General features: G+C 65.0%; 24 protein-coding genes. 11 read left to right on the top strand and 13 right to left on the bottom strand.

From position 1 onward, the window contains the following. Positions 1-37: 37 nt before the first annotated feature. The 4 genes from J2808_RS05950 to malQ all read left to right on the top strand — a co-directional run bounded on the left by J2808_RS05950 (position 38) and on the right by malQ (position 5,041). Entirely contained in the window at positions 38-748 is a 711-nt protein-coding gene (locus J2808_RS05950; RefSeq protein WP_309813104.1) for an Ldh family oxidoreductase, read from the top strand. Next, entirely contained in the window at positions 745-2,115 is a 1,371-nt protein-coding gene (locus tag J2808_RS05945; protein ID WP_309813101.1) for a flavin monoamine oxidase family protein, read from the top strand. Before J2808_RS05950 ends, J2808_RS05945 begins: the two co-directional genes overlap by 4 nt. 59 nt (positions 2,116-2,174) lie before the next feature. Further along, positions 2,175-2,615 carry an SRPBCC family protein gene (locus J2808_RS05940; protein ID WP_309813097.1) on the top strand — a complete coding sequence of 147 codons (441 nt, stop codon included), beginning with the start codon at positions 2,175-2,177 and terminating at the stop codon, positions 2,613-2,615. 206 nt (positions 2,616-2,821) lie between these two features. Then, complete coding sequence (malQ, locus tag J2808_RS05935; RefSeq protein WP_309813094.1) at positions 2,822-5,041, top strand: 4-alpha-glucanotransferase; 2,220 nt, start codon at positions 2,822-2,824, stop codon at positions 5,039-5,041. Between the two features lie 90 nt (positions 5,042-5,131). Here the strand turns inward: malQ and J2808_RS05930 are convergent, their stop codons facing one another. Next, positions 5,132-8,143: an alpha-amylase family glycosyl hydrolase gene (locus tag J2808_RS05930; protein WP_309814193.1), complete on the bottom strand. Its 3,012-nt coding sequence runs from the start codon at positions 8,141-8,143 to the stop codon at positions 5,132-5,134. Positions 8,144-8,645: 502 nt separating this feature from the next. Between J2808_RS05930 and J2808_RS05925 the strand changes: the two genes are divergently transcribed. Further along, positions 8,646-9,512: a methyltransferase gene (locus J2808_RS05925; protein WP_309814191.1), complete on the top strand. Its 867-nt coding sequence runs from the start codon at positions 8,646-8,648 to the stop codon at positions 9,510-9,512. A 210-nt stretch (positions 9,513-9,722) separates the two neighbouring features. Here J2808_RS05925 and J2808_RS05920 read toward each other — a convergent pair whose 3' ends face one another. The 7 genes from J2808_RS05920 to J2808_RS05890 all read right to left on the bottom strand — a co-directional run bounded on the left by J2808_RS05920 (position 9,723) and on the right by J2808_RS05890 (position 15,393). Beyond that, a complete protein-coding gene (locus J2808_RS05920; RefSeq protein ID WP_309813091.1) occupies positions 9,723-11,465 on the bottom strand; it encodes an HNH endonuclease signature motif containing protein in 1,743 nt (580 codons plus the stop codon). Between the two features lie 506 nt (positions 11,466-11,971). Continuing rightward, the gene (locus tag J2808_RS05915) at positions 11,972-12,643 is read right to left on the bottom strand and encodes a DUF2510 domain-containing protein (protein ID WP_309813088.1); all 672 of its coding nucleotides are present in this window, start codon (positions 12,641-12,643) and stop codon (positions 11,972-11,974) included. Between the two features lie 187 nt (positions 12,644-12,830). Beyond that, positions 12,831-13,313, bottom strand: a complete 483-nt coding sequence (locus J2808_RS05910) for a YtxH domain-containing protein (RefSeq protein ID WP_309813085.1) — start codon at positions 13,311-13,313, stop codon at positions 12,831-12,833. A 112-nt stretch (positions 13,314-13,425) separates the two neighbouring features. After that, positions 13,426-13,692, bottom strand: coding sequence for a GlsB/YeaQ/YmgE family stress response membrane protein (locus J2808_RS05905; protein WP_309813083.1), 267 nt, complete (start codon positions 13,690-13,692; stop codon positions 13,426-13,428). A 129-nt stretch (positions 13,693-13,821) separates the two neighbouring features. Further along, positions 13,822-14,655, bottom strand: coding sequence for an aldo/keto reductase (locus J2808_RS05900; protein WP_309813080.1), 834 nt, complete (start codon positions 14,653-14,655; stop codon positions 13,822-13,824). 19 nt (positions 14,656-14,674) lie between these two features. Further along, complete coding sequence (locus tag J2808_RS05895; protein WP_309813077.1) at positions 14,675-14,902, bottom strand: helix-turn-helix domain-containing protein; 228 nt, start codon at positions 14,900-14,902, stop codon at positions 14,675-14,677. Beyond that, positions 14,902-15,393, bottom strand: coding sequence for a DUF2975 domain-containing protein (locus tag J2808_RS05890; protein WP_309813075.1), 492 nt, complete (start codon positions 15,391-15,393; stop codon positions 14,902-14,904). Before J2808_RS05890 ends, J2808_RS05895 begins: the two co-directional genes overlap by 1 nt. 300 nt (positions 15,394-15,693) lie before the next feature. Between J2808_RS05890 and J2808_RS05885 the strand changes: the two genes are divergently transcribed. Next, positions 15,694-16,083, top strand: a complete 390-nt coding sequence (locus J2808_RS05885) for a nuclear transport factor 2 family protein (RefSeq protein ID WP_309813073.1) — start codon at positions 15,694-15,696, stop codon at positions 16,081-16,083. A 39-nt stretch (positions 16,084-16,122) separates the two neighbouring features. Here the strand turns inward: J2808_RS05885 and J2808_RS05880 are convergent, their stop codons facing one another. The 5 genes from J2808_RS05880 to J2808_RS05860 all read right to left on the bottom strand — a co-directional run bounded on the left by J2808_RS05880 (position 16,123) and on the right by J2808_RS05860 (position 20,252). After that, the gene (locus J2808_RS05880; RefSeq protein WP_309813070.1) at positions 16,123-17,163 is read right to left on the bottom strand and encodes an NAD-dependent epimerase/dehydratase family protein; all 1,041 of its coding nucleotides are present in this window, start codon (positions 17,161-17,163) and stop codon (positions 16,123-16,125) included. After that, positions 17,157-18,128 (bottom strand): aldo/keto reductase, encoded by a 972-nt coding sequence (locus tag J2808_RS05875; RefSeq protein ID WP_309813065.1) that lies wholly within the window; start codon positions 18,126-18,128, stop codon positions 17,157-17,159. Before J2808_RS05875 ends, J2808_RS05880 begins: the two co-directional genes overlap by 7 nt. 1 nt (position 18,129) lies before the next feature. Continuing rightward, positions 18,130-18,951, bottom strand: a complete 822-nt coding sequence (locus J2808_RS05870) for an aldo/keto reductase (RefSeq protein ID WP_309813062.1) — start codon at positions 18,949-18,951, stop codon at positions 18,130-18,132. A 206-nt stretch (positions 18,952-19,157) separates the two neighbouring features. After that, positions 19,158-19,376: a dodecin gene (locus tag J2808_RS05865; protein WP_164202873.1), complete on the bottom strand. Its 219-nt coding sequence runs from the start codon at positions 19,374-19,376 to the stop codon at positions 19,158-19,160. Positions 19,377-19,547: 171 nt separating this feature from the next. Then, the gene (locus tag J2808_RS05860) at positions 19,548-20,252 is read right to left on the bottom strand and encodes a FadR/GntR family transcriptional regulator (RefSeq protein ID WP_309813056.1); all 705 of its coding nucleotides are present in this window, start codon (positions 20,250-20,252) and stop codon (positions 19,548-19,550) included. A 145-nt stretch (positions 20,253-20,397) separates the two neighbouring features. Between J2808_RS05860 and J2808_RS05855 the strand changes: the two genes are divergently transcribed. The 5 genes from J2808_RS05855 to J2808_RS05835 all read left to right on the top strand — a co-directional run bounded on the left by J2808_RS05855 (position 20,398) and on the right by J2808_RS05835 (position 25,781). Next, positions 20,398-21,927: a four-carbon acid sugar kinase family protein gene (locus J2808_RS05855; RefSeq protein ID WP_309813052.1), complete on the top strand. Its 1,530-nt coding sequence runs from the start codon at positions 20,398-20,400 to the stop codon at positions 21,925-21,927. A 22-nt stretch (positions 21,928-21,949) separates the two neighbouring features. After that, on the top strand, positions 21,950-22,849 hold the full coding sequence (locus J2808_RS05850; RefSeq protein ID WP_309813048.1) for an NAD(P)-dependent oxidoreductase: 900 nt from the start codon (positions 21,950-21,952) through the stop codon (positions 22,847-22,849). Positions 22,850-23,010: 161 nt separating this feature from the next. Further along, positions 23,011-24,477 carry a GntP family transporter gene (locus tag J2808_RS05845; RefSeq protein ID WP_309813046.1) on the top strand — a complete coding sequence of 489 codons (1,467 nt, stop codon included), beginning with the start codon at positions 23,011-23,013 and terminating at the stop codon, positions 24,475-24,477. Beyond that, complete coding sequence (locus J2808_RS05840) at positions 24,477-25,328, top strand: class II fructose-bisphosphate aldolase (RefSeq protein WP_309813043.1); 852 nt, start codon at positions 24,477-24,479, stop codon at positions 25,326-25,328. Before J2808_RS05845 ends, J2808_RS05840 begins: the two co-directional genes overlap by 1 nt. A gap of 45 nt (positions 25,329-25,373) precedes the next feature. Further along, entirely contained in the window at positions 25,374-25,781 is a 408-nt protein-coding gene (locus J2808_RS05835) for a DUF1304 domain-containing protein (RefSeq protein WP_309813040.1), read from the top strand. Positions 25,782-25,887 lie beyond the last annotated feature (106 nt).

Genomic DNA, 25,887 nt, shown 5'->3' with positions numbered 1-25,887 from the left:
CACCGGCTTCCGCCAGGCCTTACCCACGATCCACAGGGTGGCAGGCAACCTGGGCTGCGCCGTCTTTATGCAGCACAATTCCTACACCTGCGGCGAGCTTGGCTTCTTCACCGACCGCCTCGCCGAGGCCGGGCTGGTCTGCTTCGCAGCGGCGAACTCTCCGGCCCTGATGGCAGCGGGTTCCAGCGGGCGGCCGGTCCTGGGCACAAATCCCCTGTCTTTCGCCGCGCCCACTGGCGCTCACCAGCCGTTCCTGATCGACCAGGCATCAAGTCAAACAGCCTTCGTCGCTGTCCGCGAGGCGGCCGCCGCTGGAAACGACATACCGGCAGGGTGGGCGATTGACTGCCGCGGTGAGCCCACCACGGACGCCCGGGCCGCCGTCGACGGTTCCCTGCTGCCTTATGGAGGGCACAAGGGCGCCAATATGGCGCTGGTCGCCGAGGTCCTCGCCGGTCTGGCGGGTGGTCTCTGGTCCGTGGATGCGCCGTCCTTCACGGCAGGAGAGGCAAACCCGGGGATCGGGATGACGCTCTTTGTGGTGGATCCAAGCTTCGCCGCTGCGGGCTTCCCGGAGAGGCTGGGCACGCATCTGGACCGCCTCGCCGAGGACTACAACGTACGTATCCCGGGACGTCGGCCGCGGGCCTCTTCTGAGGAGGGTGTTGTGGAGATTGACGAGGATTTGTTCGCCAGGCTTCAGGTCGCTGCGCGGGAAAACATAAGCAGAAAGTTGGGACAGGCATGACTGATATTCACGACGTTGTGGTGGTTGGAGCCGGACCGGCGGGATTGGCGCTCGCGTACGATCTCCGCGACCTGGACCTGGACATTCAGGTGCTGGAGGCCGGTACGGACATCGGCGGACGGACGCGGAGTGTTCAACTTGCCGGCGCCGCGGTGAACACCGGAGCCATGTTTATCTATCGCGGAACGCGCGCCGAGACGCTCGCCAAGGAGTTGCGCCAGGACACCGTGCCCTTCCACCCTGCCACGTACGGCGTGCACATCGACGGCGTGACATCCGTCGCGGGGTCAACGCCGGACGTCGTGGAGAAGCTTCCGTTGCCGCAGGCGTCCAAGGATGCGCTGGTCGCGTTCATGGACGGGCTGGAGCGTGAATACAGGGAAAATGTGTCGGATGGGGCCATTACCGGCAAGGCTGCAGGACTCGGAAACGAAACCGTTGCCTCCCGGCTCGAAGGACTCCCGGGACCTGCCCGCAGCGTCATCGAAGCGGCGGTCCGGGGCGGCTCCGTGGGCGACGCCGCCCAACTGTCGGCCAAGTATGCCCTCCGCTATCTCGCCAGCTACATCGCTCATGAATGGGAGAACCGCCTCTACCCGGTAAATGGCATGCAGGACCTGCCGCGTGCGCTCGCCGCCAACGTTGGTTCCCGGACCACCATCACCACCGGCCTGCGCGTCCACAGCATCCGGGAGTCGGAAGACGTTTTGGAGGTGACTGCCGGTGATGGGGAAAGCCGGCGGGTCTTGCTGGCCCGCCATGTGGTGATGGCCGTGCCGGCTCCCCAAGTGGCAGGCATTTGCCGTCAGCTGCCGGGCTGGAAGCACGAGGCGCTTAAGGACGCGGAAACGCCGGGCAGCACCACGGTCACCATCGCGGCCAACATCGAAGGCCTGCCGGAATTCGCGGACTGGTCCTTCGTCTCAACGGTTGGCAAGAAGTTTGATTGCATCATCAATCCGCAGCCGGGGGTCCGGGCCGCCGACGGGATCGTCCGCTTTACCTGTTACGGGAATTCGGCAGGCTTCATCCCGGGCATCGAAGGCGACGAACAGCAGATCCAGGCCTGGGTGGACGATTTCCTCACGGTCGCCCCGGAACTGCGCGGGCGGATCGTGGGAGCGGCCGCAGCAACGTGGGAGCACTGCTTCTCCGTGCTGTCCCCGAAGCGCAACGACGCCTTGCCGGCACTGCAACGCAGCGTGGGAAACATCCACTTCGCGGGCGACTACACCTCGGAAACGGCAGGATCGCACGGCGCCTACGACGAAGCCCGCCGCGTGGCACAGGTGTTGCGGGCAAGTTTGGCTGAGCCTTGGACTGAGCTGCCGGCCGGCCACGTGGCAACAGAGTTCTCCAACACGTAACAAGGTCCCATCACTCGGGAGGGGGTGTGCTGCCCGCCTCCGGTTCCTACACTGGATGGATGATCACAGTCAGCGGCACCGTGGAAACCAAACTCTCTCCCGAGAAAGCCTTTGCCTTCCTCTCCGAGTTCGAGAATACGAGTGAATGGGACCCCAGCACGCCGGTGATGGACAAGCTCACACCGGGTCCCGTTGCGGTCGGCCACCGCTATCACGCCGAGTCCGAATTCCGCGGGAAGCGCCAGTCCCTGGAATACGAGGTCATTGAGCTGACCGACCGCCACATCAAGCTCCGCGGCGAGAACAAGACGGTGACTGCATTCGATTCAGTGGATGTCAGTCCCTCCGACCAGGGCTCGCTGGTCAAGTACACGGCTGAGTTCAGCATCAAGGGGCCGGCCAAGATCCTCCAGCCCTTCCTGAAACCTGCCTTTATGTCGCTACGTGATCCTGCGCTGAACGGCATCCGGGACACACTGAACTCGCTGGCTTCGCGCTGACACGTTTCTGTTCCAACGGCAGAACCGCCGTGGGCGCCAGTTCCGGCGTGCCCCGTTAGGTTACGTACCCGGCAACGGCGCTGGCCAGGCAATCAGTGTCCTCCTGCAATAATCGGAACCGACAGTTGTCCGGGAGCGAGGAAGCCCCCGGTCGAACAGGACGCAATGTAAGTTCGGACCCATCACACCAGACGAGGCGGACATCCATGAAGGCTCCAGACCAGCAGTACGCTCAACTCCCCGGAACGCCGGCTCCGCCAGGCGTCGGTGAAACAGCAGGTCATGGGTCCGTGGACCAACACCTCCTCCATCGCCTGGCCGACGCCCACGGTGTGGGCACGTCATTCCACGGCTGGGACGGGCTGCCCTACAGTGTCGCCCCCCAAACCCTGATCAAGGTCCTGGCGGCACTCGGTGTCCAGGCCCACACAAACGAACTGATCGAAGCCGCCCTGGCCGAGTCGGAACTGGCGCCGTGGCGGCGCATGCTGCCGCCCGCCGTCGTGGTTCAACATGGCGAGACCGCGCTGGTTCCGGTCCACGTCCGGGATGGTGCCACAGCCCGTGTGACCGTTGCACTGGAAGCGGGCGCGGGCGAGCCCGTGGAGGCGGTCCAGCAGGACGTCTGGGTTCTGCCCCAGGACGTGGACGGAGTGCCCACAGGGCGGGCCACGTTCGCCGTACCGGAGGGGCTGCCCCTCGGCTGGCACACACTGCATGCCGTTTCCGACGGCGTCACAGCGGAGTGTGCCCTGGTGGTGGTCCCGGCGCGGCTCACCACCGCCGACTCCTTGATGGAGCGCCGCGGGTGGGGGTTGGCCACGCAGCTGTACTCAGTGCGCTCAAAGCGTTCCTGGGGAATCGGCGATTTTGCTGACCTAGCGGACCTGGCAACGCTCAGCGGTGAACGGGGTGCGGACTATGTCCTGGTCAACCCCCTGCACGCCGCGGAGCCCGTCCCGCCGGTCCAGCCATCGCCGTACTCGCCGTCCACGCGCCGTTTCTTCAACCCGCTCTACATCCGGGTGGAAGCCATTCCGGAACTCGCCTATCTGAAGCCGCGCAGGCGCGCCACGGTCGACAGGCTGCAGGAACAGGTCCAGGGCCTGAACAAGGATGGGGAACGGCTGGACCGAAACGCTGTTTTCGCGGCCAAGCTCCAGGCCCTGGAACTGCTCTACCACGCGCGGCGCTCGCCGGCGCGGCAGGCGGCATTCGATGAATTCTGCCGGATCTCCGGTCCCGGCCTGGATGACTTTGCACTGTGGTCCGCCATCAGGGAAGACCTCGCGCCGGGGGACCCGTTGTGGACCGACCCGGACTGCGCGCTCGGATCCATCGCGGCCGAAGCCCTGCGCGGGAAGCTTGCCGACCGGATTGGATTCCACCGCTGGCTGCAGTGGATCTGCGACGAGCAGCTCGAGAACGCACAGAAGGCCGCGCGCAGCGGCGGAATGCGGCTGGGCGTGGTGCACGACCTCGCCGTCGGAGTTGACCTGAGCAGCGCCGACGCCTGGACGCTCCGCGATGTGCTGGCGCCCGGGATCAGCGTGGGGGCGCCGCCGGACATGTACAACCAGCAGGGCCAGGACTGGAACCAGCCCCCGTGGCATCCGTCCCGCCTGGCCGAGGCCGGGTTCGCGCCGTTCCGGAACATGCTGTCCACCGTGCTCCGGCATGCCGGCGGTATCCGGGTGGACCATGTGCTGGGCCTGTTCCGCCTGTGGTGGGTACCGGCCGGCAACTCACCGCGGGACGGCGCCTACGTCACGTACGACCACGATGCGCTGATCGGCATCCTGGCGCTGGAGGCCCAGCGGGCCGGCGCCGTGGTGATCGGCGAGGACCTGGGAACGTTCGAGCCGTGGGTGCGTGACTACCTCGCCGCCCGCGGCATCCTGGGAACGTCCATCCTGTGGTTCGAGAACGACGGCGACTCCCCGCTGCCGCCCGAACTGTACCGCACGCAGGCGCTCGCCAGCGTCAACACCCACGACCTGCCGCCGACGGCCGGCTACCTTGCGGGTGACCACGTGTCACTTCGCAGCAGGCTGGGCCTGCTGGAGCGCTCCGAAGCTGAAGAGCGCGCGGAACACGAGGCCACGCTGGAGAAGATGATGGGACTGTTGCGCGAACGCGGGCTGCTGCCCGATGCCGGCGGCAGCCAAGAGAGCGAGGGCCGCACCATCGAGGCGCTGCACCGCCTGCTTGCCCAGACGCCGTCGGTGTTGCTCGGCGTCGCACTGGTTGACGCGGTGGGGGAGCGGCGCGTGCAGAACCAGCCGGGCACCACAGAGGCGCTGTATCCGAACTGGCAGGTTCCGCTGGGGGATCCGGCCGGGAAGCCGGTGTACATCGACGATCTTCCCGGCAATGCCAGGTTCAACTCGCTGCTGGCGGCCGTGTCGGAGTCGCTGCAGACGTAGGGCCGTCTGTGTTGCCACAGACAAGGAGCCCAGCCTCGGGGAGTTGATCTGGTTCCCTTGGGCCGGGCTCCTCTTCAGAACAGAAGCGGACTAACCCGCCGTGAGCAGGTGGGTGACGTGGTCGTACCGGAAGGTGACCGGGCCGCCGTCGTGCTTGTAAACGATGTTGCCGCCGTTGCGTACGCCGTCAGCGCCGTAGTTCTCGTCCCATGTGCGGTTCAGCGCGGCTTTGAACTCGTACGTTCCGGCGTCGAGGTTCGCGGACAGCTTCCACACCAGAGTTGCCTGGTCCAGCGTCAACTGGGCCTGGTCGCAGGCGGGCAGCCAGTCGCCACTACAGCCGAGGGCGGCGTTCAGGCTGCCGGCGACGGCTACGGCCTGCGGCTGCTGTGAAGCGTAGACGGCACTCGTGACGTGCGTCCGGTTGTCGTACCGGAAGGTGACCGCTCCGCCGGGGTGGTCAAGGACGATGTTGCTCCCGTTCAGGACCCCGTCCACGCCGTAGCTGACGTCCGTGCCGTTGAGCGCGGCCTTATATTCGTACAGCCCTTTGGGCAGGTCAACGGTCAGACGCCAGATGTTGTCCTCCGGGTCCAGCGTCATGGACGCCGCCGGGCAGGCTTCGTCCACATCATTCGGGCAGCCCAGCTCGGTTTTGAACGACCCCTCGACAGTCACTGAGTCCGGCTGCGGTGCGTCGCCCACTGTCACCGTCCGCGGTTCGCTGACCACACTGAAACCGGGGCCGGTCATGGCCGCGCGGTATTGGACCACGGTGCCGCCGGGGAGTTCCAGGTCTGCCAGGTCATCGGTCACCGAGTACGCCGGCGATGTGTCGTCAGAGCCCATGGCAGTCCAATCGCCGCCTGCGATGCTGCGCTCGAAGGAGACCACGTGAGTGGGCTTTTCAGGATCCGCGGTGGCGCTGAGCTCCACAGACCCCTTCACATAGCTGCCCTCTACAGGCTTCTGTATGGTCAGGGCGGGTGCGGGTACCGCTGCTGCCCGGGACGCGCTGGTGGCCGTGTGCCCGCCGTTGTCCAGCACGGTGGCGCGGTATTCCAGTGGCGTGCCGGCGTTCAGGTCCGCCACGTCGTGGAACACCTGGTACGGCGCTGTGTCATCGGTGCCGATGGGGGTCCAGCCACCGCCCGCCGTCTTCGCCTCGAAGGTGACCTCGTAGAACGAAGTACCGCCGACGTCGGCCGTTACCTTGATCCGGCCGTTGTCCGCGGGTGCCGCGGCAGGTTCCTGAAGTTCGATGGCGGGGGCCGACTTTGAGTGTGGAATTCGGCCCGACGACTTGTAGACCACGGCGGACAACGGCGGAACCGTAACCGTCAGTTTGCCCTCCGCGGAGGTCTTAGCTTGGTTTGCGGCGTCGCCATAGATCCTCGTGTAGTTGCGCTTGCCAATGTACGTGGGGACTTCGGCGGTCTGCGGCTGTTCGCTGTTGTTCAAGGCCACGACGTATTCGCGCTGGTCCGCCGCGGCTGTGCGGGAGAACGCGTAGATCCCGGGACCTTCGGATGCGTAGCGGTGCTGATGGGCGCCGTCGCGAAGGGCCGGGTGCTCCTTGGTCAGGGCTGCGAGCTGGCTGATTTTGGTGTACAGCGGATGGCCGGCGTTGAAGTTGTCGGCCGCGTGCGTGGCGTCTGTGCCCAGCAGATCGTCGTCGAGGTATTCCGGAACCTGGCTGGCGAAGAGCGTCTGCCGGGCGTCCTGGTCGCCGCCGGGCCCGGTGAAGCCCTGCTCGTCACCGTAATAGATCACCGGGTTGCCGCGGGAGAAGTACATCAGCTCGTGGGCCAGCTGGTCTCGGGCCACCTTCTCCGTGTCGGTGGCGCCGGGGTTGTCGGTCGCGATGAAGCTGCCGATGCGGCCCATGTCGTGGTTGCCCAGGAAGGTGGGCAGCTGGTACACGTTGGAATCGGCGTCGGTGTACCAGTCGTCCCCTGCGAAGAAGGTCTCCAGGCTGCGGGCGTCCTTGCTCTTGGAAGCAAAGCTGCGGGCGGCGTCCTGGAACGGGAAGTCCAGCACCGCCTGCATCTGGTTGCGCGTGGTGAACTGCGAGGTGAAGCTCTTGGTGGTGTCGAAGACCTCGCCGAACATAAAGAACTCGTCCTTGCCCTGTGCCTTGGCGTAGCTGAGGACTTCCGGGCCGAATTCCTGCCAGAACTCGTTGTTCACGTGCTTCATGGTGTCGATCCGGAAGCCGTCCACGCCGAACTCGCGGATCCAGGTCTTGTAGATCTTCTCCATTCCGTCCACGACCTTGGGGTGTTCCGTGAAGAGATCGTCCAGGCCAAAGAAGTCGCCGTAGTAGGAGTCTTCGCCCACAAAGGTGGTGTCTCCGCGGTTGTGGTAGAGCGTAGGATCGTTCAGCCACTTGGGGACTTTGAGGTTTTCTTCGGCCTTTTCCAGGACTGGGACATAGGGGAAGGACTTTTCGACGTCGAGCTTGGGGAACGCCTTCGTTCCGGCGAAGTCCCGGTCGTCGAACACCTCGCCCGATGCCGTCCGGTACGGGACCACGTCTTTGGAAATGTAGGGCTGGCGGGCTTTCTCCTTGTAGCTGATCACGTCTGCGGTGTGGTTGGTGATGATGTCGAAGTAGACCTTCATGCCCCGCGAATGGGCCTCTTTGATGAGGGTCTTCAGCTCGTTGTTGGTTCCAAGATGGGGGTCGATCTGCGTGAAGTCCGTAACCCAGTAGCCGTGGTAACCGGCCGACTTGTCCTCGGTCTGGACCGCCTTGTTCTTGAAGCTGGGGGTCAGCCAGATGGACGTGGTGCCCAGGCCCTGGATGTAGTCGATCTTGCCCAGGAGCCCGGCGAGGTCTCCGCCGTTGTAAAACCCCTTGTTGGTGGGATCGAACCCGGAGACCATGGGGTCCCCTCCCAGCCCGCCATCGTCGTTGGCGGTGTCCCCGTTACTGAACCGGTCGGCCATCACAAAGTAAAAATTCTCGTCCGCCACCGGAGCGCGGAGTGAGTGAAGGGCCGACGACGACGCGGGCTTCTTCGGCTCGGGGTCCTTAGTGCCGGGCGTGGCCTGTGCCGGAAAACCCGATGCCGAGACGGCCAAGGCTGCCGCCAACATCACGGATGCCACGCATCGGAGTGCGGTCCGGGACAGTGCGGTGCGGAGCCGTGCGGTTCTGAGCAGCGGGTGAGGATCCGGCGTCTTTCGGGTTTTGAACGGGCTGCCGAGGCGTGGGGTGGTGCCTCTAGGGGTGCGTGAGTTCACGTCAGGAGACCTTCCTGGTAGCGGCGGTGCTGTGCAGGGTGCTGAGTGGATGAAGTTAGATGCGTCATTGGCGGTCAGTTTCAGCGGTAGGTCCAGGACGATCCCAGCGATCGCCGAGTGAACCACGCCAAACGGTAAGCGCTTGCACCGAATAAATCCAGTCTTTTGATTGCCATGCAGAGAGGCTATTGTGCGCTTACCATAAGGTTCGTGGCGGGTGTCTTGCGGGACCTGGCGACGTTCCCGGAAGTGCCCGCTGTTGTTCCCACCGGCCGAGCAGAAAGGGTTTTTGTTGTCACGCTCCGCACTGGGTTCTGACTCCATTGCCGATTCCCTTGCCGATTCCATTGCCGGGATCGCCGACCGCCTTCGTTCCGCTGGGTGTGTCTTTGCGGAGGAGGAAGCCCGGCTGCTGGTGGAGGCCGCGTCATGTCCGGCCAACGTGGCGGCGGCTGTGGAGCGGCGCATTGCCGGCTATCCGCTTGAGCAAATTCTCGGCTGGGCAGAGTTTGCTGGTCTGCGGATTGAGCTCGATCCCGGTGTCTTTGTTCCGCGCCGCCGCACCGAGCTCCTGGTCAACGAGGCCGTGGCAGCGCTGGCGAAGGTTCAGCCCAAAGAGTCCCCGCTTCTCCGCGCCCGGCTCCACGAAGGCACCAAGGCCGACGACGGCGCCCGGGTCCACGAAGACCCGGTGCCGGAGCCTGTGCGTTCCGTGAGCGCCGCCGTCGTAGTTGATCTTTGCTGCGGATCCGGCGCAGCAGGCACCGCCATCGCGTCCCGGGTCGCCGGGCTCGAGCTGTATGCCGCGGACATTGATCCAGCCGCCGTGGCATGTGCCCGCCGGAATGTTGCAAGGGTGGGAGGGGAGGTTCTCCAAGGCGATTTGTTCGATGCGCTGCCGTCCGCCATCAAGGGGCAGGTCTCGGTACTGACCGCGAACGCCCCCTATGTCCCGACGGCCGAAATTGCCACCATGCCGCGTGAGGCACGGGACTATGAGCCAACGTTGTCGCTCGACGGCGGTGCGGATGGCCTCGATCTCCATCGCCGGGTGGCCGCCGGGGCTGGCGAATGGCTTCATCCTGGCGGATATCTCCTCATCGAAACGAGCGAGCGCCAGGCTGGGCACACGGCGTCGATCATGGCGTCTGCGGGGTTCAAGGTCCGGACCGTCCGGTCGGACGAGCTGGACGGCACTGTAGTCGTCGGAAGGGCTCGCTAGCGTCGGGAATCCGCGGCGCCCACGTTTTCAGTTAGCCGCGAAGGAACGCTGGCAGGTTCCGGCTATTTCTTGGACGCGGCATGGTGCGGCCCGGTGAGTTTTGGACCCCTGGCCCTGGGCACCTTAGTGAGTTGTTGCACCAATGACCCGGAATTGAGGCCAATCCCGGAAAGTACCTTTGTTCGGACCCCAAGCTTTTGCATGGCGGTTTTATTCGCGTTGGGGTGGTGGGGGTGGTTTGAAGTAGTGGTTTTGTTGGGGTTTTTGGGTGGGGTCGATGTGGCGCGGGGGTGTGAACCAGGGGACCCCATGGCGAGTGTGGATGGTCCATTGTTCTTTGTGGATGAGGTGGTGGTGATGGGAGCAGAGGAGGGCGCCGTTCCCGGTGTTGGTGGGGCCGTTGTGGGACCAGTAGGTGATGTGGTGGGCTTCGCACCACGGTGCGGGGATGGTGCAGTTGGGGAAGGTGCAGCCTTGGTCGCGGGCGGTGAGGGCGAGGCGTTGGGCGGGGGTGAAGAGGCGGGTTTTGCGGCCGAGGTCGAGGATTTCGCCGTGGGTGCCGAGGAGGGCGGGGATGATGTCGGCGTCGCAGGCGAGTTTGCGGAGGGTGGCGGCGGCGACGGGGCCTGTGAAGGTGTAGTTGCCAGTGCCGGCGTGGGTCCGCGTGTGTGCCCAGGCTCCGGTGTCCGTTCCGGTGGCTGCGTTCATGCTGGGGCCGTGGTGGGGGAGGAGGTCTTGGTAGTTGATGGTTGCGAGGATTTGGGGGCGGTTGCCGCCGGCGGTGGGGAGTTTGTTGGTGGTGAGGGCTGCTTTGAAGGCGGTGACGATACCGTCGAGTTGTTTCTGGGGCCGGGTGCGCCGGTCCAGGTCCATGTCGGTGCCCTGCCACACGTCGGTGTCCCGGCCCGGGCCCCGGATGCTGTCATGTTCGCCGCTGCCGGTGCCGGTGGTCTGGCCGGGTTGGTGGGTGCGGGGGTTGGTGGCGGCGTTCATGATGGTGGCGAAGTGTTCGTATTCGTCGGTGGTGGCGAAGATTTCGAGGTGGTGCAGGCCGTGGCGGGGTTTGCGGATGAACGCGCCTTGGGTGTGGCGGAGGGCTTCTTCGGTGGGTTCGGTGCCGTCGGCGTCGAGGGTGTCGGCCCAGCGGCGGGCGACGCGGGCGACGAAGTCCGGGTCCGCGGTGGCGGCGGTGCGGGTCAGGTCGTGTTCGATCTGGTCCAGGGTCTCGGGGGTGGTGTGGTGTTTGAGCCGGTCCAGGGTGGCGCTGATGATGGTCCCGGTCCGGGACGATACTACTGGCCCGGCACCTGCCGGGAACTCGAGCGAGGCGACGGCGTCAGTGCCGGGTTTTGTCGTGGTGGCGGGGGAGAAAGCTGCGGCGAGATGTTCCCGTGCCGGAGGTATGGAGTCGCCGGTGAGGGTGGTTTCGGGCAGTATGGCGTGGGCCAGGTGGAGGCGGCGTTTGGCTTCGCCGAGCCCGATCCTGAGCCTCAGGCGCAGGAATTCGGCGGTGCTCTTGCAGCCGTCGTCCGCCGGTGACCGTGGCACGGTCCGCGGCACGGCGGGGCCGGCCTCCGGGGTTGCTGCCGCGAATGTATCGTCCCCCGCGGTGGCGGGCCAGGCCGCGTCGGTTTCGTTGACGGTTTCGACTCCGTTGTCCCAGCCGGTGGTCCAGGACCGGGTGGCCCGGGTGGCAGCGGCGGTGGTGATGGCCTGGGTTCGGGTGCGGTCCACGGCGCCTGCAGACAGGATCTGGAGGTATTCCACGTCCCGGGAGAGCTCTTCTGTTTGGCCGGCGAAATCTGCTGCGTCCACGTAGCCAGCCCTGGCCAGTTGGTCCGGAGCGGCAGCAACTACGGCTCGGACCACCGCGATCGCCGCCGTGAGGCTCACCGGCGCAGGCACGGTGGAATCGCCACTGTCCCCCGCAAGCCGCTCCCTCAGAGCCTCCATAGGATTACTCTGCCGTGAGGGTGTGACATTTCGACGGGCATCGGGAATTCCGCGGTTGGAAGCGCCCTCAACAGGCGAGTCAATTTGCGGCGGCACGGCCGAACTACTGCTGTTCCCCGCAAGCTGCGCCGTCAGAAACCTCCATAGGAATACTCTGCCAAAGGGGTCTGACATTCTAAGACGTGCGGCGGTTTACTCGTAGAACTGGCTGCCGCCCGGGTCGTGAGGACGGTCTCCGCGGGCGAGGCGCCCGGACCACCGATCACTGTGGCGGTCGTGTTTTCCACACTTCGTGCAGTGCCTCCGGAGAGTACCGTCAGGGTTGGATTCCGCGAGCCAGTGGTGCCCCAGATTCATTTTGCAGAGCAGGCTATCGAGCATGGCGCTCCATTCCGGAACCCCGTGCAGGACGTCGGGCGTGTCCGCTCCGAGGCCATTCAAATTTTACTGAAGCAAACTCCTGGATCCCAGAGCCCGCTCAAATAAAGGCACCCAAACGAGCCTGGTCAGGCCGGAATGGTCTCGATCATCGATGACATCAGCGCCGACATTTTGATGTTTGTCACCACAATATTGAGGACAAAGACGCCGATCAGCACCCAAATGGGCACGAGCCCTCGACCCCGGGCGACCTTCGACGTGATCACCGAGCGGCCAATGACGTACACCGCGCTGCTGAGGAAGCTCCAGGCCCAATGGAACGGCCTGACGACGCCGACGCGTTTGAGCCGCTCGGAGTCGAAGTAGGCAAGCAGCACGGAAACCGCATACGCCAGGAAGCCCGAGAAAACGAGCATGAAGTACGCGGGACTAAAGATGGAAAACGGGTCCAGGGTGGGCGTCTGCTGCCGTCCGACGGTAATAAACCGAAGCTCCGGATTCCAGAGCAGCAAAAGGATTGTGGACAGAAGCGGGAGCAACGTGATGGCCCAGATCAGCGGATTGTAGACCGGAGCATCCCGGCTGATGAAGGGACGCTGAACTGCTGCCGGGACGTTCGCATATGGGCCTGCCGCATACAGGCTCGCCGCATACTGCCCGGCATGCGGACCTTGCTGGTGCGGGGTGCTGAACTGGTCGGTCCACCCGGAGCCGTCCCACCAGCGGAGCCGGCTAGTGCCGGCCGGATCGGGATACCAGCCCGGAGGCGCGGCGGGGATGCTGCCTGCAGTGCTCATCTGTTCTCCCGATTAGCCCGCTGGCCATGCAAGCCGCGGTTGGTTGCCACCACTTAAGACGCCGCCAGCCGCCGCGTCCCCCAAGGATCGCGACGGCCGGCAATGTCAATCAGTTTTAGCACAGTTCAGGCGCGGCTACTTGTCACGCAGCGGCAGGGCCGTCACGTCTCCGCAGGGAAACTATTAATCATTCCCGCCTGGGGTCAACGTTCGTGGCTGCGCCAGCGGGAGTGGCGCCGCCCTCATCGGACCAGTCCTGGCCCTGGCCATCGTTCAGCGCAGGATCGGATTCAACATCCGAGGTCCCCAGGTTCACCGTTTCCGGATGGGTGCTGTGGGCAGGGACGTGGTCCCCGGTGGTTCCGGTAGCACTAACGGACGTGTCGGCGTCGGACGTTTTTGCCTTGCCGTTACTGCCTACGGCGTCGTGGTGCATAGCTGAGCCGATCACGGTGCCCGCGCGGCGTGCGGCCTCGCCCAGCTGGTCCGCCACCTCAGGAGCCTTTTCCTTGATGGCCTCGGTGGCGGCGCTGACCTTGTCCTGGACAGGCTTGCTGTCCCAAATGTCGGCCGCCCTTGCCTTGAGTTTGTCGTATGCTGCCCGGCCGGACCGCGATCCCAGGACGTAGCCTGCTGCGATTCCGATGCCCAGAAGAAGTTTAGATTTCATGATGAACTCCTGCTCGTAGAGAAAGGGTGCCAGTCCCCGGCTGCTTGGCTGGAGAAAAGAAAACCGGCCCGGGGATGTTGTCCCAGGGCCGGTCTTCACGCCGGTGGAGAAATTAACCGCGGACGCTGCGCTTCGTAACCATGCCGTATACCAGCAGTACGATGATCGAACCTGCGATCGCGAGCAGCCAGGTCTGCAGCGAGAAGAACTCCTGCAGTGGTGCGTTGAACAGCAGTCCGCCGAGCCAGCCGCCGAGGAATGCCCCGACAACGCCCAGGATGAGGGTCATGATCCATCCGCCACCCTGCCTGCCCGGAAGGATCGCCTTAGCGATCGCGCCGGCAATAAGGCCAAGAATCAGAAAAGCAAAGAAGCCCATTTTGTCCTACTTCCTACATAAAAGGAGGTACCCGGATCCCGGGACGCTTCATCCTTCTGCCTCAATACTAATCATGCTTACTTTCTTTAAGCCAGTCTGCTTCCTGGTGAAAGGCGACTTCAGGGGCCTTTAGTGGCCTGTCGTGTCCGAGTCGATCCCGGCGCCGGGACCTTCGTCCAGGATGGCAAGTTCCGCCAGATCCTGCCGGTCCAGAGCGAAGTCAAAGATGTCCAGGTTTTCCCGCATCCGCTCGGGGTCACCCGATTTTGGAATGACCACGAGTCCCTGCTCAATGTGCCACCGCAACACCAGTTGAGCCGGCGATTTGTCGTACTTTTCGCCCAGCTGGGCAAGGAGTGGAGCGCCCAGCAGGCTGGCACCGGAGCCGCCCAGCGGACTGTACGACTCCGTGACGATTCCATGCCTGGCATTGAACTCCCGGTCGACCATACGCGTGACGGCCGGACTCAACTGGATCTGGTTCACCGCCGGCACTACATCAGTCTCAGCCAGTAGCCGCTCCAGATGGGCCGGCTTGAAGTTTGAAACACCGATGGACCGGGCTTTTCCCTCTGCCTGGAGCCGCTCGAATGTCTTCCACGTTGCGATGAAATCGTCGCGTTGGGGGAGTGGCCAGTGGATCAGCAGGAGGTCCACGTAGTCCAGCCCCATCCGGGTCAGCGACCCCTCCAGCCCCGCCGCTGCGCGGTCTTGACCTTGGAACTGACCGTCCAGTTTGGTGGTGATAAACAGCTCGGCGCGATCCACCCCACTGGCCCGCACGCCGTTGCCCACACCTTCCTCATTGCCGTATTTCACGGCCGTGTCGATGTGCCGGTACCCGGCGTCTACAGCGCTGACGACGGCGGCAGCCGCCTGATCGTCGTCCAGTGGCCACGTGCCGAGCCCCAGCTGCGGGATGGTGTTGCCGTCATTGAGTTTGATGAGCGGTGAGAGTGTCATTTCACCAGTCTGCCCCGACTCACGCCGTCGCGTCTTCCGATTCGCCCGGTTCCCACCGCAACAAGTCTCCCGGCTGGCAGTCGAGGACGTCGCACAGCGCCTCAAGCGTAGTGAAGCGCACTGCCTTCGCGCGGCCGTTTTTGAGTACCGCCAGGTTGGCCGGCGTGATCCCGATCCTGTCCGCCAGTTCGCCCACCGGCATTTTGCGCCGGGCCAGCATGACGTCAATGTCCACAACAATCGGCATCAGATCACCTCGCCCAGCTCAGCGCGCAGATGATTCGCTTCAGCGTCGCGGGCCACGGCCTGGGCCAGCAGTGTTCTGAGCACAAGGACAATCAGGGCCACGCCGGCGATCAGGAGGGACGCCCCGCAGATGAGCAGCACAATGCCAGGAGAGGCGTCGCCCGGGGCAAGCATCACGGCGAGGGCAAAGACCAGCACTGACGCGGCTGCGACCGCGCCGAAGATGATGTCCACGTACCGGAACGCGGCGGGGGAGAACACGGTTCCGCGCCGCACCATCGTCAGAAGGCGCCATACGCAGACCAGCGTCACCTGGACGGTGGCGATGCCCAGGACCACAATCACCAGGGCAAGAATCCGAGTGCCCGCATCAGTGCCGGATTCCTCCAGGTCGATGGACAGCAGCGGCACCATCCATACCTGGACAAAAAGCGAGCCGGCGAGCGCCACTGCCAGTACGGCGCGCAAGGCGAGGGTGAGCAGCTTTCCCATTGGGTCTCCTAGGATATCGAATAACAATGAAAGACTATCGATATTCGACAGGTCATGCAATTTGCACGGTGGGGATGCGGTGCCGCGTGCGCTCCCGCCCAGTTGCTTCGCTCCGGGCGAGGTAAACCTCCGGTCAACCGTGCCGCGCCACGGCGTGTCGGCGGGTTGGCAAAGTGCAACTGGGCATGAAGGCACAGCCCCCCGGGCGCGCGCGAGTCCGCCGTGGTGCAGGACCGACTTCCGGAGGACAATGCAAGCGTTAGGAGTCCGTAGGAATCATCGAGGAATCAGGTCAATATCGTGGTTGAATCCAGCGCTAATGAGGACGTGGTCCACCGGCTGATCGCGTGCATCAACGACCGTCACATCGAGGTCATGGATGACCTGTTTCACGACGACGCGGTGATGCACTGGCCACAATCCGGCGAAGTGGTGCACGGCGCGGAAAACCGGCGGGGCATCTACAACGCCTTCCCGCAGCTGCCCACCATTACGCCACGCCGGCTGACGAGCGGCGGGAACCTGGTGGTGGCTGAAGCCCTGCTGGACTACAACGGCCCGCGGTACGAGACAGTTTTCATCTTCGAATTCCGGGACGGCAAAATCGCCAAGGAAACCGCCTACTGGAGCGAAGCCTTCGAGGCACCCGATTGGCGGGCAAACTGGGTTGAAAAAGACTCCGTGGGTTGAAACGGACGCAGTGCTTTGAGGAGGCAGGGTTGAACAGGCCTAGCCCGCCCGGCGTGCCCAGCTGATCAGCCGATCGCTCAGATCCATGAACTCCTGGTCCACCACCTGCAGTTCGGGATGGCTCTCGTACCAGTTGATGATCTCCCGGGTTCCCTCTGCGAACGGAATGGTGGCCGTATAGCCGGGCACCAGGGACTTGATCTTGGAGTTGTCGAAAACCACGGAGTGCGCCCGGTCGCCGAGGAGGCTGGGCCCGAGGTGGGGGCTGTAGCCGGCCCCGTGAGCGGCAATGGTTTCCGAGGCCACGTGGACCAGTTCGGGCTCGGAAACCCCGGCTGCCCGGGCAAACAGGCGGTAGATGTGGTTCCACGGCAGGTACTCGTCCGAGGTGATGGTGTAGCTTTCGCCCACTGCCTGCGGCCTGCCGAGCAGGCCCACAAACGCCTTGGCGAAGTCCCGGGCGTGCGTCACGGTCCAGAGCGACGTGCCATCACCGTGCACCATGACTGGCTGCCCCGTGCGCATCCGGTGAATGTCTGTCCAGCCGCCTACCAGGCCCACCCTGGTGCGGTCATAGGTATGCGACGGACGCACCACCGTGACGGGAAAATCATCCCGCCGGTACGCCTCGAAGAGCACGTCCTCGCAGGCGATTTTGTCCCGCGAATACTGCCAGAAGGGGTTCTTCAGCGGCGTGGATTCGAGGATCGGCAGCCGGGCGGGCGGCTTCTGGTAGGCCGACGCGGTACTGATGAACACGTACTGGCCGGTCCGGCCGCGGAATAGCCCTATGTTGGCCCGCGCCTGATCCGGTGTGAAGGTAATGAAGTCCGCGACGGCGTCGAACTCCCGTCCCGCGAGCACGTTCCGCACAGCCGCCGGATCACGGATGTCCGCATGCAGCACCTCTGTGCCGTCCGGCACCGGCTTGCCGGACTGCCCGCGGTTGAGGATGGCCACACGGTGACCGAGGGCGACGGCGCGTTCTGCCGCTGCTGCGCTGATGACCCCGGTGCCGCCAAGGAAGAGGATGTTCCGTGGTGCCACAGTGTCTGCTTCAAGACCCAACAGATTCACCACGCGTAGTCCTCCGGTGCCGGACGGTGGCCAGGGAAGATGTCGTCGAGTCGCTTGAGTGCCGCGGCGTCGAGGCTGACGTCCAGGGCCCTGATGGCGGCGTCGAGCTGTTCCTGCGTGCGCGGTCCCACGATCGGTGCGGTGACCGCAGGCTGGTGCAGCAGCCAGGCGAGTGCGGTGTCGCCGGGCTCGTGGCCCAGTTCGCCCGCAAAGTCCTCGAACTGCTGGATCTGGTCCCGGTGCTCCTTGAGAGTCTCCGCCGCCCGGCTTTGAGTGCGCCGGACGCCGGCACGTTCCTTCTTCAGCACCCCGCCCAGGAGCCCACCCTGCAGCGGGGACCAGGGGATCAGGCCCAGGCCGTACTGCTGTGCGGCGGGGATAACCTCAAGTTCCACTTCGCGGCGGAACAGGTTGTAGATGGACTGCTCACTGACCAGCCCGGTGTAGTTCCGGCGCCGGGCAGCTTCCTGCGCCTGCGCGATGTGCCAGCCTGCAAAGTTGCTGCTGCCCGAATAGAGGATCTTGCCCTGCTGCACTGCAACTTCGATGGCCTGCCAGATCTCATCCCAAGGCGTGTCCCTGTCGATGTGGTGGAACTGGTAAATGTCGATGTAGTCCGTCTGCAGGCGCTTCAGGCTCGCATCCAGGGCCCGCCGGATATTGAGGGCGGAGAGCCTGGACTCGTTGGGGCGGTCCGTCATGGTGCCGTACAGCTTGGTGGCCAGGACGGTCCGTTCCCTGCGTTCACCGCCTTGGGCAAACCAGCGGCCGATGATCTCCTCGGTCCAGCCGCGGCGTCCGCTTCCGCCGTAGACGTTGGCCGTGTCGAAGAAGTTAATGCCGGCGTCCAGCGCGGAATCCATGATGGCGTGCGCGTCAGCTTCGGCTGTATGCGGGCCGAAGTTCATGGTGCCCAGGCACAGCCGGGACACCTTCAGGCCGGAGCGGCCAAGGTGGGAGTACTGCATGTTAGAGCTGCGAGAAGGCTGCGACGGCGGGATCGGAGCCGATGCGCGCGCCCCGCTCGAGGGCGGTGATCGAGGCGAGCTCCTCTTCCGAAAGTCCCAGCGACGTCGCCGCGAAGTTCTCGCGCATGCGTGCCGAGTCGGCCGATTTGGGGATGACGATGGTTCCGGCGGCCAAGTGCCAGGCGAGGACAACCTGGGCGGTAGTGGCGTGGTGAGCCTGTGCGACGGCGGTGACGGCGTTTCCGTTCAGGTCGCCACCCTGGCCCAGCGGGCTGTACGCCTCCACGGCGATGCCAAGCGCACGGCTCTTCGCCGACAGGTCGGCCTGCTGGTAGCTGGGGTGCAACTCAATCTGGTTCACCGCGGGAACAACATCGCTGGCGGCGAGCAGCGTATCCAAATGGTCGGAAAGGAAGTTGGATACGCCGATGGCGCGGAGCTGCTCACCGGCATAAAGATGTTCCATTTCCTTCCACGCCTGGACAAAGAGCCCTTGCGACGGAACCGGCCAATGGATGAGGTAGAGGTCCAGAAAATCAAGGCCCAGCGCCTTGAGGCTGTCCTGGAACGCATCCTGGGCGCGGCCCTGATCGCCGTTGCGGAGCTTGGTGGTGATGAAGAGTTCCTCGCGCGGGATGCCGGCGGCAGCAAGGGCTGCACCCACCCCCGCCTCATTGCGGTACGCGGCCGCGGTGTCGATGTGGCGGTAGCCGGCCTCGAGGGCGTCCTCAACGATTCGCTGCGTATCTTCCGGCGGCACCTGGAAAACGCCAAAGCCGAGCTGGGGGATGGTGACGCCGTTGTTCAGCGAGATGTCAGTCATAGGGAACTCCTTTGTTGCTGCAAGGGGGTGGTTCCTGGCGGTTTCCACCGCGGCGGAAACCGCTTTCGGAAAAGCTTTTGGTACGAGCCTATGCATTTTCCCGGTTCCCGTCAGCCACTTTGCCGGCGCCACTGAGCAAACGCCGCTGAACAAGCACGGATGGCCGCGCCCTGGGGCGCGGCCATCGGTGATGCCATCAGTTGAGGCTACGAGCCTGAGCTTTCGTGCCGGAAACCCAGCTTGACCCGCACCTGCCAGTCGGCGATCTTGCCATCCTCAAGATGGCCGCGGATTTCCTTCACTTCGAACCAGTCAAGGTTGCGCAGGGTCTTGCTGGCTTCGGCGATGCCGTTGCGGACTGCCGCGTCGACGCCCTCTTCGGACGTGCCGACGATTTCAGTAATGCTGTACGTGTGATTGGACAACTTCGCTCCTCGTGATCGCCTTCGATTCCCGGTTGCGGGCCGTCCTTGAACACTAGTAGCACTTCGCCGACGTGGCCAGAGCCCGGCTCTTGGAGTTTTTGTCCAGATATCGCGGCTTTCCAGGCCCCAATTTGCCATTATCTGGACAAAAACTCCGGGGCAAGCGGGGAGCTAGGGCGACTGGAGGACCAGTGTCTTAAGGTCGTCCAAAGTCTGCTGCATGTGTGAGTCCATGGCTTCGCGGGCCATCGCGGGATTGCGTGACTCCAACGCCTCGGCGATGTTCTGATGGTGGCCGATGGCGTGCTCCTGAATGGTGGGCACGGCCGATGTTTCCGCGCGGCGCTTTTCCAGGACGCGGTGGAGCGGCTCAAAGAGGACGGCCACAAAAACATTCTCCGACGCCCGCAGGATCAGGTCGTGGAAGGCGAGGTCGGCTTCCACAAATGCGGCCACGTTGTTGACCTCGTGGGCTTCCCGCATCGCTGAGACATGGCCGAACAGCGCCTGGATGTCCGCGTCGCTGATCCGGGTGGCAGCGAGTTCGCAGGCTCCGGTTTCCAGCATTCTGCGGAGTTCAATGAGCTGGACGGAGGCCGCGGCCTCGTTCTGTCCCTCCGATGCGGCGCGCAGCACAGCTTCGAGTGAGGCCCAGCGGTTGAGCGGATTCACGAAGGTTCCGCGGCCGCGTTCAACGCTGAGGATCCGCTGCGCCTCAAGGGTTTTCATGGCCTCGCGGACGGTCATGCGGCTCACCTCGTGCTCCGCACTGAGCTCAAGTTCGCCGGGAACGCTGGAACCGGGCGGGAAATCCCCGGCAATGATCCGGTCCAGGAGATCGTCTGCCACAACCCCCACCAGTGACTTTCGTGCCATGTTTCCCCCTTGCCGCCGTCGCCAGATGTCTGACAAGTCTACTTGCGCGTTCCTATGTCCTGTGCCACACTATTTCAAATGTTAGATGTCAGACATCTTACAGATTTACATCGAGACCATAAATACCCACACAACGGAGTGCACAGTGACGCTTGAAGCAGACCTCCTGGCCGCCTTCCCGGCCGAAGTCCGGATTCCCGCCCGCCTTGTGGCTGACGCCGTCGCCGCCTCCAGCGCCGAGACCCCTCGCATGCTGGTAGTGCTCGACGACGACCCCACCGGCACGCAGTCCGTTGCGGATCTGCCCGTCCTCACCCGCTGGGACGTGGAGGATTTCATCTGGGCTTTTGGCCAGGCCAAGCCCGCCGTTTACGTGCTGACCAACACCCGAAGCCTGGACCCCGCAGAAGCTGCTGCCCGCAACGAGGAAGTGGTCCGCAACGCGCTTGCCGCCGCCAGCGGCACCGATTCCGGCCTGCGCCTCGGCTTCGTCAGCCGCAGCGACTCCACCCTCCGCGGCCACTACCCGCTCGAGCCTGACGTCATTGCCGCCACCGTGGCCGAGGTCAGCGGTGAAGCGACCGACGGCGTGGTGATGGTTCCCGCGTTCCCTGACGCAGGCCGGGTGACCATTAGCGGCGTGCACTACACCCGTGGAACCGGCAACGACGCAGGCAAGCTCACGCCCGCCGCGGAGACCGAATTCGCCAAGGACGCCAGCTTTGGTTACGCCAACTCCGAGTTGGCCAAGTACGTTGAAGAGAAGTCCAAGGGCCGCTTCGCCGCCGGGTCCGTCATCGTCCTGGACCTGAACATCATCCGCGCCGGGGCTGCCAGCGCAGGCACTGCTGAAAACCCCGACGGCGATCCTGCCGTGAGTGCGGTCATCAGCGCCCATGCCATCGCCGACGCCATCGAACCTGCCACGAACTCCACCCCGATCGTGGCTGACATCGTCACTGAAAATGACCTCCGCGCCCTGTCCCTGGGCCTGGAAGAGGCCGAACGGCGCGGCAAGAAGCTGCTGTACCGCGTGGGCCCGCCGTTTGGACGTGCCCGCATCGGCCAGGAAATCCGTACCGAGCTCAGCGGTGCCGAGGCCTACGCCGGAAACACTCCCTCCGAGGCAGGCGGCCTGATTGTGGTGGGCTCCCATGTTGGCGTCACCACCCGCCAGCTCAAGGCCCTCACCGAGCAGCACAGCGCGGCTCGGATTGTGGAGATCGACGTCGAGAAGCTCCTAGCCGCCGAAACCGAAACGGCTGCGGACGTCTACCTGAACCAGACAGTGGACACCGTTGTGGAGGCCCTCCGTGGCGGAGACGTCATCGTCCACACCAGCCGCCTGCTCATCAAGACAGACGACGCCGCAGAAAGCCTGCGGATCGCCCGCACGGTGTCCGCCGCCGTCGTCGCCGTGGTGAACCGGACCCTCAAAACCTTCCCGCCGCGGTTCGTCATCGCCAAGGGCGGCATCACGTCCTCAGACGTCGCCGCGCACGGCCTGGAAATCCGCCACGCCATTGTCCGCGGCCCCATGCTGCCGGGCATCGTCTCGCTCTGGGAGCCGGTGGACGGCCCCGCCAAGGGCATCCCGTACATCGTGTTCGCCGGAAACGTGGGCGATGACCAGTCCCTCGCGGACGTCACCCGCAAACTCAGCAACACCTTCTAGCCAGAATTCAAAGGAGAACCTCATGACCAGCAACTACACCATCACCGTCCTGGGCCTTGGTGCCATGGGACTGCCCATGGCCACCCGCCTCGCCAGCGAGCTGACCGTCCACGGGTTCGACATCGCCGAGCCGCGCCTGAAACTGGCCGAAGAGGCCGGCATCCGCACCTTCGCTACAGCCCGCGAAGCCTCAAAGGGCGCTGACGCCCTCCTCCTCGCAGTCCGCAACGGCGAACAGCTCAACGACGTCCTCTTCGGTGAAAATGGCGTGGCCTCCGTGCTGGAGCCGGGCGCCGTAGTCATCCTGGGCAGCACCGTGGGCACCGAAGCCATCCCGGACACTGTCGCCAAACTGGCCGAATACGGCGTTGAGCTCGTGGACGCGCCGCTCTCCGGCGGTCCCAAACGCGCCGGCGAAGGCGACTTGCTGATCGTGGTGGGCGCTTCCCCCGAAGCCCGGGAAAAGGCCCGCCCGGCCCTGGACCTGCTCGCCTCCACCCTGAGCATCGTGGGCGACAAGCCCGGTGACGGCCAGGCCCTCAAGACCGTCAACCAGCTCCTCTGCGGCGTCCACATCGCCGCCGCGGCCGAGGCCATGGCCCTCGCCGACGCCCTCGGCCTGGACCAGGCCAAGACCCTTGCCGCCCTCGAAGCCGGCGCGGCAGGTTCGTTTATGCTCTCCAACCGTGGCCCGCGCATCCTCGAGGCCTACACCGAGGACGGCGCCGAGGTCCTCTCCCGCCTGGACATCTTCGTCAAGGACATGGGCATCGTCGGCAAAGCCACCCGCGCCGCCGGCCTGGCGGCCCCCGTTGCTGCCGCCGCCGAGCAGCTTTACCTGTTGGGCCAGGCCCAGGGCCTCGCCGCGGCCGACGACTCCGCGGTCATCAAGGTTGTCGCCCCCACCAAGCGCACCGCCTGAGCCGCACCGCCTAAGCGCCCCCCGAAACGTACGACGACGGCGTTCCCCCGTTCCGCCGTCGTCGTACTCCCGTAGTCCCAAAGCAGTAGTCCCAAGCAGAAATATTTAGCGACCGTCTGCCCGTCTTCTGGAAGACTGGCTTGTCAAAGGAGACACCCGCAATGAACCCCCTGACTAACTCGCTGATGGTGCGGGCCGCCGACGCCCCAGCCATCAAACCCGCAGTGGAGCTGGGTACTCCGCTGCTGCTCACCATCGCGGCCCTCGGCATTGCCGTCCTGCTGGTGATGATTATCCGCTTCAAGATCCAGGCCTTCGTGGCCCTGCTGACGGTGAGCATCGCCGTGGCCGTGGCGTCCCAGATCCCGCTGAAGGACGTCTTCACCGTCGTCGCCACCGGCGTGGGCGGAACCATGGGCAAGGTTGCGCTGCTGATCGCGCTCGGCGCCGTCCTGGGCCGGATGATCGAAGTTTCCGGCGGCGTGCAGTCGCTGGCGGCGCACTTCACGGAGAAGCTTGGCGCCAAGCGCGTGGCGGTGGCCCTGACCGCCGTCGGCTTCCTGGTAGCCATTCCGGTGTTCTTCGAGGTGGGCATCATTGTGCTCGTCCCGATCGTCTACGCATTCGCGAAGATCGCCAACGTGCACCCGGTCAAGTTCGGCCTGCCCATGGCCGGCATCATGCTCTCCATCCACGTCGCCGTCCCGCCCCACCCGGGCATCGTAGCCGGGGCGGGTGTGTTCGGCGCCGACATCGGCCTCATTACCCTGATCTCCCTGCTGATCTGCGTCCCGCTCGGTTTCCTGTCCTACTGGGTTGCCAGCATCATGAACCGCAAGGAATACGAACTGCTCCCCGGCGTCAAAGCCCAGGTGGACGAATACGGTTCCGATTCCTTGGTCAAGGTTGGCCACGCTGGCCCCGGCGCCGCCGGCATCGCCCCGCCGCGTCCGGCCCTGATCATCTTCCTCATCGCCGCCCCGATCGTCCAGATCCTGATCGGCACCCTGGGCACGCTGACCATCCCCAAGGACAACTCCTGGTACGGCCTCGCCGCGTTCATCGGCAACCCGTTCTTCGCGCTCCTGGTGGCCGTGGCCCTGTCCTTCTTCCTGCTGGCCGTCCGCCGCAACTGGTCCCTGAAGGAAACCGGCGAGATCTTCGAAGGCGCGCTGCCTCCGATCGCGTCCATCCTCATGGTTGTCGCCGCCGGCGGCGTGTTCGGTGAGGTCCTGCGGACCTCCGGCATCGGCGCCGCGCTGTCCCAGACCCTCGACCACCTGGGCCTGCCCGTCATTGTGCTCGGCTTCGTCATCTCCCTGGCACTGCGTGCCGCCCAGGGCTCGGCCACCGTGGCCATCGTGACCACCACCGGACTGCTGACCTCCGCCGTGATGGAAGGCGGCTACTCGCCTGCACAGATCGCCGTCATCGTGATCGCCATCGGCTTCGGCTCACTCGGCCTGTCCCACGTGACCGACGCCGGCTTCTGGACAGTGGTGCGCTACTACGGCCTTACCGTCTCGGATGGCCTCAAGACCTGGACCGTCCTCACCACCGTCCTGGGCGTTGCCGGCTTCCTGCTGACCTTCGTGGCCTGGATCCTGGTGGGAGGCCTGAGCGTCTGATGCGGACCCGACTCGACCACCTGGTCACCACAGCCCTGCAGCAGGGATCGGCCGTGCCGGCGTTCACCTGCTACGACTTCACCACCGCCCTGGCCGTGGTGGGTGCCGCCGAGGACGCTGGCCGGGGCGTCATCCTGCTGGTGGCCCCCAAGACGGCCGCCACGTCCAACGGGCTCCGGCTGGTCGCCGCGCTCCGCGGCCTGGCAGACGCCGCGTCCGTTCCGGTGGCCGTCCAGCTGGACCACGCCGCGGACCTGAAAGTGATGATCGACGCCGTCGCCGCGGGGGCGGATTCGGTCCTCGCGGACGGCTCCTCCCTCCCGTATGAGGACAACATTGCGCTGGTCCGTGACGCGCGCGCTGTGCTGGGCGCCGACGTCGTGCTTGAAGCGGAACTCGGCGGCCTGGCCGGCGACGAGGACCGGGCCTTCGGAGCTGATGAGGCCGGTGTGGCGGTTGCGGGCCTGACCGATTCCGCCCAGGTGGAGGACTTCGTTGCCCGGGCCGGTGCGGAACTGCTGGCCGTGGCCGTGGGCAACGTGCACGGCAAGTACAAGGGTGAGCCGCAGCTGCGCTGGGACGTCTTGCAGGACATCGCCGTGCGGACCCACATCCCGCTGGTGCTCCACGGCGCGTCCGGCATTCCCGCCGACGAACTGGTGAAGGCCGCCGCCATGAACGTGGGCAAGGTGAATTTCAATACCGAGCTCCGTACCGGCGTGCTGGCTACCCTCCAGGACCAGCTGCCGGCGCACCGGGCCGACGGCGAAAACCTCCAGGGCCTGCTGGGCCACTGGAACACCTCGGCCAGGGAATTCGCAGACGCGGCACTGGGGATGCTCACCCGCTGAGCAAGACTCCGGGGGTCAGGGGAGAGGGGAGGCTAGGATCAGCACATGATCCTGGCCTCCCTCCTTTTTGCCTTCCTGGCTGCTGTCCTGCACGTCTACATCTTCACCATGGAGTCTGTCACCTGGACCCGGCCGGCCACCTGGAAGCGCTTCGGCCTCGCCTCCCAGGCCGACGCCGAAACCACCAAACCTCTCGCCTACAACCAGGGCTTCTACAACCTGTTCCTGGCCATTGGTGCCTTCATCGGGGTGGGCTGCGTGGCGCCAGGGGCCAGCGGTTCGGCCCAGGACGTGGTGGGCTGGACCTTGATCTTCAGCTGTTGCGGCTCCATGCTGCTGGCCGCCGCCGTGCTCGCGCTGAGCGGGCGGAAGTACCTCCGCGCCGCGGTTCTGCAGGGCTCGACGCCGCTGCTCGCCGTCGTACTGGGCGCTCTGGCGGTGACGGCGGGCTGAGGCTGCCGCCCCCGGCTTTCTCGCCGACGCCACCGTGCGGGCGGACAATATAGGTGACAGGGCAGGCGGGAAGCAGTAAAAGTAGGAACCAACAGCATCCGCCGTT

This window comes from Pseudarthrobacter sulfonivorans, assembly GCF_031454915.1.
GTDB classification, from domain to species: Bacteria; Actinomycetota; Actinomycetes; order Actinomycetales; family Micrococcaceae; genus Arthrobacter; species Arthrobacter sulfonivorans_C.
Note: the sequence above shows the minus strand (reverse complement) of the source record. Positions and strands in the feature narration are given on the sequence as shown.